The following is a 9,593-nucleotide window of genomic DNA, read 5'->3' on the forward strand; positions in this document are numbered from 1 at the left end:
CCCGCGCCCGGTCGTCACCGGCTGAACCACCGCGCGGCGGTCGGGCCGACCGCCCGGCTCCAGCCACCGGACGGCGGCGACCACCCAGCGGTGGTCGAGCCGAGGCGGTGGCCGAGCCACGCGCGGCGCGGGTCAGCGGCGTGGGGGCGCCCCGGCGAAGGCGGACCAGGCGGCCGGCGGGAAGAGCAGCGCCGGCCCGGCCGGGTCCTTGGAGTCCCGGACGGCCACCGTTCCCGGGATCACCGCCACCTCCACGCACGCCCCCTCGTCGCCGCTGCGGCTGCTCTTGCGCCATCCGGCCCGGGCCAGCGCCGCGTCGATCGTCGGTGTCATGGTCCTACCGTCCCTTCAGGACTTGGAGGAGCTGGTCGCGGGTGTCCGCCGGGCTGAGGGCGACGGACCGCAGGTGCTCCATGATCTTGGTGCAGGTACGCAGGTCGCCGGGGCGGTCGAGAACCATCTGACCGGCCACCGTCTCCACCGAGGCGATGATCGGGTCCTCCGGGTCGGCGAACTCCAGGATGTGCAGCGAGCCGCGGGTGCCCCGGTGGTAGCCCGCCGCGAGGGGGATCACCTGGACGGTGATGTTGGGCAGCTCGCCCATCTTGAGCAGGTGTTGCAGCTGCGCCTCCATCACCGAGCGGTCACCGACCGGCCGCAGCAGCGCGCCCTCGTCGATGATCGCGTCCAGGATGGGCGGCTCGTCGGCGGTGAGCCGCTGCTGCCGGTCGAGCCGGAGCTGCACCCGCTGCTCGACCTGGTCGTCGCCGAGGGTGTGCGGGCCGCCCCGCATCACGCCCCGGATGTAGTCGGCGGTCTGGAGCAGCCCCGGCACTACGGAGGGCTCGAAGTTGGCGATCCCCGTCGCCTCGGCCTCCAGGGCGATGAAGTCGATGGTGCGCCGGTCCAGCAGGTACGAGTAGGACACCCACCAGCCGGGCTTGCGCGCGTCCTTGGCCAGCTGCACGGCCGCCGCGACCTCGTCCGCGCCGACGCCGTAGAGGGTGAGCAGGGCGCGCACGGTGGCCGGACTGACCAGGGTCTGCGCGTTCTCGTAGCGGGACAGGGTGCTGCGGGTGCTGTTGATCTCGTCCGCCGCCGCCTCCAGGGTGAGGCCGGCGGCCTCCCGGTGGGTGCGCAGCGCGATGCCCAGTCGGCGGGCGCGGGCGGTCTTGGGTGCCATGGATCGATCGTCGCACATCTTCTCGGGAATCTGTACATGAGAGAACGTCGATGAGAGTTGCATTCACGGCTGTAAAGGTGTCAATCTGTTGTCGCGTCCTCACTGCCGGTTGTCGTGGCGACGGCGGCGGTGAGCGACCGGAGGGGAAGGGGCGCGCGGCGATCGGGTTTCTCCCCCGTACCCGATCGCCGCGTGCCACGCCCCTGGCCCGCCACCGGAAAGGACTCGACGTGCGTACTGGTCAGCAGCCCCGCACCGACCGCACCGCCGGCTCGGCTCTGACGCGGTTCCTGGTGGTGCTCACCGACGTGCGCCCGGTCGACGGCGGTGACCGTGACGAACGCGCCTGCCCGGAGCGGCGCCGGCAGGTCGTCGGCGCGAGCAGCCGGGAGGCGGCCGACCGGATCGCCGGCGCGTTCATGGCGCTGGGCATGGTGCGGGCCGGCCGACAGCGGGTCAAGGTGATCGCCATCGGCCGGCGGCACGCCCGCGGTTGACCCCGGCGGGCGGAAAGCCCGGCCCGGCGGCAGGCGTGGCCCGGCGCCCCGCCGGGCCGTCCGGCCGGCGCCGCGTCAGAGCAGCTTGCGCCGCTTGAGGTACGCCACCAGGTCGTCGTAGACGCCACCCTCGTTGGCGAACATCGCCACGTTGCGGGCGGTGGCCATCCAGGGCCGCGTCGAGGGCCGGACCTCCTTCACCGCCCGCTCCAGGTCCCGCTGCTCGATCATCCGCACCTCGCCGCTGCGCACGGAGTCGGCCATCGCGAACTCGGCGGCCGTCTCGCAGAGGTGGGCCAGGTCGGCGCCGGAGTAGTCCTCGGTGGCCGCCACGATCTTCCGCAGGTCGATCCCGGCGATCGGCCGCTCCCGCAGGTGGTACTCCAGGATCGACCGGCGGGCCTCGGCGTCCGGCGGCAGCACCAGCACCACCCGGTCGAGCCGACCCGGGCGGCGCAGCGCCGGGTCCACGTCCCACGGGGTGTTGGTGGCGGCCAGCACGAAGACGCCCTCGTTGTTGCCCTCCATCCCGTCCAGCTCGGCCAGCAGCTGGTTGCCCAGCGTCCGCATCGAACTCGAACCGACCTGGGAACGCTTGTGGCCCAGCGCGTCGACCTCGTCGAGGAAGAGCACGCAGGGCGCGTTGCGGCGGGCCGCCTCGAACAGCTCGTGCAGGTTCCGCTCGGAGTTGCCCATCCACATGTCCAGCACGTCCACGATGGAAAGCGAGATGAACTTGGCCCCCATCTCGCCGGCGACGGCGCGGGCCAGGAAGGTCTTGCCGCAGCCCGGCGGGCCATAGAGCATCAGGCCGCCGCGCAGGCTCTTGCCGTACATCTTCCGCAGCTGCGGGTTGCGCAGCGGGCCGAGGAAGGCCAGCTCCAGCCGCTCCTTCACCGCCGACATGCCGCCCACGTCGGCCAGCCGGATCCCCGAGTTCTCCACGTCGTACACCCGGTCGGCGTCGCCGGCCACCGGTTCCGGCTCGTCGCCGGCGCGGGCGAAGCGCGGCGGCACGACATCGGCCAGCTCCTGCTCGTAGGCGGCGAGCGGGTCGTCGCCGGCGGTCGCGGCCGGACCGCCCGGACCGCCCGGACCGCCCGGCGCCGGCCGCTGCGCGGGCGGCCGCGGGCCCGCCGGGGTCGGCGTCGGCGGTGGGGGTACGGAGCCGCCCAGCGCCCGCTGCATCAACGCCTGCGCCGGTCCGCTGCCCGGATCCCGGGCGAGCGCCTGCCCGATCTGCGCGATCGCCTCGCCGGCCCGGCCGGCGTCCAGCAGCAGCGAGGCCAGGTGCAGCCGCAGCGGCAGGTCGTCCGGGCGGGCGTCGAGGGCCGCCGACAGCGAGTCGATCAGTGGATCAGGGCTCATAGGACGAGCAGCGTAATGGGCGGCAAGCCCGCTCACCGCCCCGGATTCTCGCCATTGTCGTTACGCTACGTATATGTCTCGTTGACCGATTGCCGCAGCCAGCCGTGTCTCCCCGGGTATCGGCATCCGGCCCTCGCCACGCACAGTAAGGTCAACCGGGTGAGCACCACCGGCGAGGACGCCGATCCCACAGTCGCGTACGAAGAGGTGACCTCCAGTGACCACCCCAGGTAGGACCCGTGTGGCGATCGTCTTCGGCGGCCGCAGCCCGGAACACGGCATCTCCTGCGTCAGCGCCGGCAGCGTTCTCGGCGCGCTGGACCCGGACGAGTTCGAGGTGGTGCCGGTGGGCATCACCCGGGCCGGTCAGTGGGTGCTGACCACCGGCGACCCGGCCCAGTTGGCGATCAACGCCCGGCGACTGCCGGAGATCACCGCGGCGTCCGGGACGGACATCGTGCTGCGCGCCGACCCGACCGGCAACGGGCTGATGGTGCTCGACCCGACCGAGGGCCCCCGGGCGCTCGCCGACGTCGACGTGGTCTTCCCCGTGCTGCACGGCGCGTACGGCGAGGACGGCACCATCCAGGGCATGCTGGAGATGGCCGGTATCCCGTACGTGGGGGCGAACGTCTTCGCCTCCGCCGCGGCGATGGACAAGGAGTTCACCAAGAAGCTCTGTGCCGCCGAGGGCATCCCGGTGGGCCCGTACGCGGTGCTGCGCAACGGGATGACGCTCGGCGAAAAGGAGAAGCAGCGCCTCGGCCTGCCGGTCTTCGTAAAGCCGTCCCGGGCCGGCTCCTCGTTCGGCATCACGAAGGTCGACGACTGGGCGGACCTGGACGCCGCCGTCGCCACCGCCCGCCAGATCGACCCGAAGGTGCTCGTCGAGGGCGCGGTCATCGGCCGCGAGATCGAGTGCGGCGTGCTGGAGGGCGAGGCCGGGGGCGCGCCGGAGGCGTCCGTGCTCGCCGAGGTCCGGGTGGTCGGTGACTACGACTTCTACGACTTCGAGGCGAAGTACATCGACTCGGAGACCGCCTGCGAGTACGACATCCCGGCCGGCCTGCCCGAGCGGGTGACCCGCCAGATCCAGGAGTACGCCGTGCGCGCCTTCACCGCGCTCGACTGCGCCGGCCTGGCCCGGGTCGACTTCTTCGTCACCCCGGAGCTGGACGTCTACCTCAACGAGATCAACACGATGCCGGGCTTCACGCCGACGTCGATGTTCCCGCGGATGTGGGCCGCCGCCGGCCTGGAGTACCCGAAGCTGGTCAACCGCCTCATCCGCACCGCCCTGCACCGCGGCGTCGGCCTGCACTAAACCCCACCCCCACGTCAAGATCCGCGCACTTGCACGGAAAGAGTGGCCTCCCGAGCGTGGGAGACCACTCTTTCCGTGAAAATGCGCACTGGGCGCGGGCGTTGCGCGGCAGGTGGGGGTGGGTCAGCCCTGGCAGCCGGTGGGGACGGGGGCGGCGGAGGGCACCGAGGCCACGATCGTGTCGGAGATCGGAGACACCCACTGCAACGCCTGCCCGTAGGAGCGCGGCACGCGCACCGCGACCGCGGTCTCCCGGTCCACCGTGGTGAGCACGGTGGCGTCGGTCTCCTCCTTGGCGTACCAGCAGACCTTGTTGACCAGCCAGACGTCGTCGGTGGCCCCGACGGTCGGCTCGGCGCCGCCGCAGGTCAGGGTGAGCGCCGGGTCGCCGTACGCGGCGTTCTGCTCGGGGCCGGCGGTGACCGGGCGCTGCTGGAGGTCCTTGACGGTCGGCGGAAGCTGCGACAGCAGGGCGCGGCAGAGCACGGCGGGCCGTTCGGGCAGCGCCGGCGCGGCCATCTCGACCGGGGCGGTGGACTGGGCGCGGGCGGTGGTGGCCGTCGGGCTCGGCGTGGCGGCCGGCTCGTCCGGGGAAAGCCCGGCGAAGGCCAGCCCGGCCACCAGCACGGTCACCGGCAGCGCCACCAGCGTCGCGATCAGGGCCGCGCGGCGGGTCGTCCGGTCCGAGGTCGGCTTCTGCGGGTCCGTCTCGCGAGACTGGGCGGAATCGGTCATGGGAGAGTCAGTGATCTTGTCCACTTACAGGCGCACCACCGAACACGTGAGGGTGCGGGTGATGCCGGGCACCATCTGCACCTTGCTGACGATCAGTTTGCCGAGTTCGTCGACGGTGTTCGCCTCGGTGAGGACGACCACGTCGTAGGGCCCGGTGACGGCGTCGACCCGTACCACGCCGGCAAGGTCCGCGATGAGACCGGCCACGTCACGCGCCCTGCCGACCTCGGTCTGGATGAGGATGTACGCCTGAACCACGACTCGACCTCCGTCCGTCGCCGCCCTGGAGCGGCCCGAAGGGAGAAAGTACCTTACGGACCAGGTCTGATCCCTATCGGTGGTCAAGGAGAAGCAGTGAGCGAGCGCGGCGGAGTGACGGCATGAGCGTCGCGGGGGTCGGGGAGTTCGGCCTGATCGACCGGGTGACCGCCCGGTTGTCGTACGGATCGACCGTGCTGCTCGGTCCGGGGGACGACGGGGCCGTGGTGACGGCCCCGGACGCCCGGGTCGTCGCCTCGACCGACGTGCTGGTGGACGGGCGGCACTTTCGGCGGGACTGGTCGTCGGCGCGGGACGTCGGCCACCGGGCGGCGGCGGCGAACCTGGCCGACATCGCGGCGATGGGGGCGCAGCCGACCGCCCTGCTGGTGGCCCTCTGCATGCCGCCGGAGCTGGAGACCGCGTGGGCCGAGGAGCTCGCCGACGGGCTGGCCGCGGAGGCGGCGAAGGTGGGCGCGAGCGTGGTCGGCGGGGACATGTCGGCCAGCCCGACCCTGACCATCGCGGTCACCGCCCTCGGCGACCTCGGCGGCCGGGCGCCGGTGACGCGTTCGGGCGCACGCCCCGGGGACGTGCTGGCCCTGGCCGGCCGGATCGGGTACGCGGCGGCCGGGCTGACCGTGCTCTCCCGCGGCTTCCGCACCCCCCGCCTGCTGGTGGAGGCGTGCCGGCGGCCGGAGGTCCCGTACGCCGCCGGGCCGCACGCCGCCCGGCTCGGCGCCACCGCCATGATCGACGTGTCGGACGGGCTGCTCGCCGACCTCGGGCACGTGGCGAAGGCCAGCGGGGTCGCCGTCGACGTGCGCCGGGACGCCTTCGAGGTGCCCCGGCAGATGCGCGACGCCGCACAGGCGCTCGGCGTCGACCCGTACACCTGGCTCCTCGGCGGGGGCGACGACCACGCGCTGGCCGCGACCTTCCCGGCGGCGGTGGCGCTGCCGCCCGAGTGGCGGCCGATCGGCCGGGTGACGGAGGGCTCGGGCGTGACCGTCGACGGCGGGCCGTACGACGGGCCGACCGGCTGGGACCACTTCCGGTAAGGGCCGGCGGTGGTCGTACCCTTTACTACCGTGAGTGAGATCGAGATCCACGTCGAGCGTTTCGACTCCCCGGTCGCGCAGCGGCTGATCCGCGCCGCGCTGGCCGACCTCGGCGTCCGGTACGGCGGCAGCGGGGACGAGACGCCGGTCGAGGCCGGCGAGTTCGAGCCGCCCGCCGGCGCCTTCCTCGTCGCCCTGCTCGACGGCGAGCCGGTCGGCTGCGGCGGGTGGCGCAGCCACGGTGACGCGGGTGACACCGCCGAGCTGAAGCGGATGTACACCGCCCCGGCGGCCCGGGGCCGGGGCGTGGCCCGGGCGGTGCTGGCGGCGGTGGAGCGCTCGGCCCGGGAGCACGGACGCAAGCGGATCGTCCTGGAGTGCGGCGACAAGCAGCCCGAGGCGATCGCCATGTACATCTCGGCCGGCTACGAGCGGATCCCCAACTTCGGCTTCTACAAGGACGCCCCGGGCTGCCTCTCCTTCGGCCGCACCCTCTGAGGCATCCCCGGGCCGTCCGGCCGCGCCACACCCCGTCCGGCCGACTGCGACCGGCCGCGCCAGGGCCGGTCGTTCAGGGGCCGGCCGTGCCAAGGCCGGGAGACTGCTCGCGCCAGGGCCGGGAGGCCGGCCGTGCCAGGGCCGGGAGGCCGGCCGGCGGGGCGGGCGGGCTCAGGCGGTCGTGATCCGGATCTGTTCGGCGGCCTTGCCGGCGGCGCTGGTCGCCGCCGCGGGGTCGGCGCCCCAGGCCAGCACGTGGCCGCTGCGCCGCAGCGAGGAGGTCACCTCGGTCACGGTGTCGCCGACCGCCACGTCGAGCTGCACGTCGAGCACCCCCGGCACCCGCCGGGCCTGACGCAGCCCGTCGACGGCGGTGACCGTGCCGGGCGGGGCCAGCAGGAACTCCACCGCCGCCGCCCCGGTCGGCCGGGCCGGCACGGCGGGCCGCTGCCCGCACAGCGTCCGCAGGTAGGCCTCGATGAACCCGCACTCGTACGCGATCGACATCAGCGCGGTGATCATGTCGCCGGGCAGCCGGGCCGCGCACTCGACCAGGGTGGGCCCGCCGGCGGAGATGATCCACTCGCTGTGCAGCGTCCCGGTGCGGAAGTCCGCGGCGGTGGCCAGCCGGGTGGCCACGTCGAGCAGCTCCCGGCGGGTGGCCTCGGGCAGCGCGGTCGGAACGGTGTGCCCGGTCTCCACCGGTGAGCGCCCCGGCAGCACCCGCTTGTCGGTGACGTTGCCGAAGCACACCTCGCCGTCGACGACCAGCAGCTCGACGCTGTGCTCCCGGCCGTCGACCAGCTCCTCGACGAGGACGCCGGTGGGCAGCCCGCGCCCCGTCGCCTCCGGCGGCTCCTCGGGCGAGGCGGTCCCCGCCCACGCCTGCGCGACCTGCCCCGGGTCGGTGATGAGCTGCACGCCGAGGCTGCCCGAGCGGCGGGTCGGTTTCAGCACGCACCGGCCGCCGTGTCGGCGGGCGAACGCGGTCGCCTCGTCGGGGGAGTCGACCAGGGCGAAGTCCGGGTTGGTCAGCCCGGCGTCGGCGGCGAGCAGCCGCATCCGGTGCTTGTCGGAGAAGATGTCCGCGGCCTCGGGCCCGGCGCCGGGCAGACCGAGCGCGGCGGCGAGCCGGGCGGCGCCGCCGACGGCGTACTCCAGGCCGGGCATGACCAGCCGGGCGGCCGAGAGGCCCGGTTCGCGGGCGACCAGCGCCTGCGCGTCGAGCCCGGTCTGGTACTCGGCCGGCACCACCCGGGAGATGAAGGGCATCGCGCGGGCTTTGTGTGCCAGGCCCCGGCGTTCGATGACGTCGGGTTCCTCGACCAGGACGACGCTGCCGGCCGGGAGTTCCTCGCTGAACAGGCGCAGCATGCCCAGGGAGGCCCCGACCATGATCATCTCGTCTCGGCCCAGGTCCAGCTGCACCAGTCGTCCTCCGCGCTCGTTCCCCGTCACGCCGCGCGACCTCATCCGGACGCCCGGCGCAGGAAGACCCTAACCGGGCACCGGTCGCGCGTCGATTCCCCGTCGCGTACCCGTCACCGCAGCCGCCCGGACACGACAGAGCCGGCGGACCACGAGGGTCCGCCGGCAATGACGAGTCTGAAGGTAAGGGCTACCGCGTCAGGCGCGGGTGACCTTGCCAGCCTTGATGCAGGAGGTGCAGACCTGCAACTTCTTGGTGTTGCCGCCACCGGCCGGGGTACGCACCGACTGGATGTTCGGGTTCCAGCGGCGGTTGGTCCGCCGGTGCGAGTGGGACACGTTGTGGCCGAAGCCCGGTCCCTTGCCACAGACGTCGCACACGCTAGCCACGGGATACTCCTGGGATTGAAACGTTCATGAGGTCGCCGCCAGGCGCTGCCCGGGCAACCCTGTCAGGTTACCCGATGACCGGCCCAACCGACCAACCGCCCCGGTCGGGGGCCCTGGCAGTGGGGGCTGTCACAGCACGACGCGGTCACGGACGCCCGGCCCGCGCCGTCCCTCGAACACCGCCGTACGGAGGGACGCGACCATGAGGGTAGTGCTGGCCGGAGCCTCCAACGCGATCGGGTCCCCGCTCACCCGTCGGCTCCTCGCCGCTGGCCACGAGGCGGTCGGCATCACCCGCAGCGGCACCGCCGCCGACCGCCTGTGGGACGCCGGGGTCCGCCAGGCGCGTCCGTCCCGCGCCGCCGGGCCGGACACGCCGTAGTAGCGACACCCGCCGACCCCGGCGGGTGTCCGTGCGCGCCAGTAGGCTTCTCGCCGTGCTGGACACCCTCGACGCCGCTGCGGTCCGCCGCTGGTGTGCGGGCGGGCTGGCCGCGCTCAAGCGACACCAGGGCGAGATCGACGACCTGAACGTCTACCCGGTCCCCGACGGCGACACCGGCACCAACATGGTGCTCACTCTCACCTCGGCGCAGCAGGCGCTGGCGATGGACCTCGACACCCTGCCCGACGGCGGGCCCACCCCGCACGGGCACGCGCTGCGGCTGATGGCCCGGGGAGCGCTGCTCGGCGCCCGGGGCAACTCCGGGGTGATCCTGTCGCAGATCCTGCGCGGCTTCGCCGACGCGGCCGCCGCCGTGCCGGCCGTGCGGGGCCGGGAGTTGGCCACCGCGCTGCGCGACGCCGCCACCGCCGCCTACGCCGCGGTCGCTCGCCCGGTCGAGGGCACG

Annotated in this window: 13 protein-coding genes; 6 read left to right on the forward strand and 7 right to left on the reverse strand. The window is 73.7% G+C overall.

Features of this window, described 5'->3' with window-relative positions; translation table 11 throughout:
• Nucleotides 1-132: 132 nt before the first annotated feature.
• Nucleotides 133-333 (reverse strand): DUF397 domain-containing protein, encoded by a 201-nt coding sequence (locus NCC78_RS21895; RefSeq protein ID WP_250796705.1) that lies wholly within the window; start codon nucleotides 331-333, stop codon nucleotides 133-135.
• A gap of 4 nt (nucleotides 334-337) precedes the next feature.
• The gene (locus tag NCC78_RS21900) at nucleotides 338-1,183 is read right to left on the reverse strand and encodes a helix-turn-helix domain-containing protein (protein WP_250796708.1); all 846 of its coding nucleotides are present in this window, start codon (nucleotides 1,181-1,183) and stop codon (nucleotides 338-340) included.
• A 278-nt stretch (nucleotides 1,184-1,461) separates the two neighbouring features.
• Between NCC78_RS21900 and NCC78_RS21905 the strand changes: the two genes are divergently transcribed.
• Nucleotides 1,462-1,680, forward strand: a complete 219-nt coding sequence (locus NCC78_RS21905; protein ID WP_250796718.1) for a hypothetical protein — start codon at nucleotides 1,462-1,464, stop codon at nucleotides 1,678-1,680.
• 75 nt (nucleotides 1,681-1,755) lie between these two features.
• Here NCC78_RS21905 and NCC78_RS21910 read toward each other — a convergent pair whose 3' ends face one another.
• Entirely contained in the window at nucleotides 1,756-3,048 is a 1,293-nt protein-coding gene (locus tag NCC78_RS21910; protein ID WP_250796709.1) for an ATP-binding protein, read from the reverse strand.
• A 217-nt stretch (nucleotides 3,049-3,265) separates the two neighbouring features.
• Here NCC78_RS21910 and NCC78_RS21915 point away from each other — a divergent pair, with 217 nt between their 5' ends.
• Nucleotides 3,266-4,372 (forward strand): D-alanine--D-alanine ligase family protein, encoded by a 1,107-nt coding sequence (locus NCC78_RS21915; RefSeq protein WP_250796710.1) that lies wholly within the window; start codon nucleotides 3,266-3,268, stop codon nucleotides 4,370-4,372.
• Nucleotides 4,373-4,495: 123 nt separating this feature from the next.
• Here the strand turns inward: NCC78_RS21915 and NCC78_RS21920 are convergent, their stop codons facing one another.
• Entirely contained in the window at nucleotides 4,496-5,131 is a 636-nt protein-coding gene (locus NCC78_RS21920) for a DUF3515 family protein (protein ID WP_372495178.1), read from the reverse strand.
• Nucleotides 5,132-5,365, reverse strand: a complete 234-nt coding sequence (locus NCC78_RS21925) for an Lrp/AsnC ligand binding domain-containing protein (protein WP_013284547.1) — start codon at nucleotides 5,363-5,365, stop codon at nucleotides 5,132-5,134. It abuts the gene before it with no gap.
• A gap of 122 nt (nucleotides 5,366-5,487) precedes the next feature.
• Here NCC78_RS21925 and NCC78_RS21930 point away from each other — a divergent pair, with 122 nt between their 5' ends.
• Nucleotides 5,488-6,426, forward strand: a complete 939-nt coding sequence (locus NCC78_RS21930; RefSeq protein WP_250796712.1) for a thiamine-phosphate kinase — start codon at nucleotides 5,488-5,490, stop codon at nucleotides 6,424-6,426.
• 30 nt (nucleotides 6,427-6,456) lie between these two features.
• Entirely contained in the window at nucleotides 6,457-6,924 is a 468-nt protein-coding gene (locus NCC78_RS21935; protein ID WP_250796713.1) for a GNAT family N-acetyltransferase, read from the forward strand.
• Nucleotides 6,925-7,095: 171 nt separating this feature from the next.
• Here NCC78_RS21935 and NCC78_RS21940 read toward each other — a convergent pair whose 3' ends face one another.
• Nucleotides 7,096-8,352, reverse strand: a complete 1,257-nt coding sequence (locus tag NCC78_RS21940) for an ATP-grasp domain-containing protein (protein ID WP_250796714.1) — start codon at nucleotides 8,350-8,352, stop codon at nucleotides 7,096-7,098.
• Between the two features lie 198 nt (nucleotides 8,353-8,550).
• A complete protein-coding gene (gene rpmB / locus NCC78_RS21945; protein WP_007456456.1) occupies nucleotides 8,551-8,742 on the reverse strand; it encodes a 50S ribosomal protein L28 in 192 nt (63 codons plus the stop codon).
• Between the two features lie 202 nt (nucleotides 8,743-8,944).
• Here rpmB and NCC78_RS21950 point away from each other — a divergent pair, with 202 nt between their 5' ends.
• Nucleotides 8,945-9,124: a hypothetical protein gene (locus tag NCC78_RS21950; RefSeq protein WP_250796716.1), complete on the forward strand. Its 180-nt coding sequence runs from the start codon at nucleotides 8,945-8,947 to the stop codon at nucleotides 9,122-9,124.
• A gap of 55 nt (nucleotides 9,125-9,179) precedes the next feature.
• Nucleotides 9,180-9,593, forward strand: a 414-nt coding sequence (locus NCC78_RS21955) for a DAK2 domain-containing protein (protein WP_250796717.1), incomplete at its 3' end; no start/stop codon positions are given.

This window comes from Micromonospora phytophila (assembly GCF_023656545.1).
Classification (GTDB): Bacteria; Actinomycetota; Actinomycetes; order Mycobacteriales; family Micromonosporaceae; genus Micromonospora; species Micromonospora phytophila.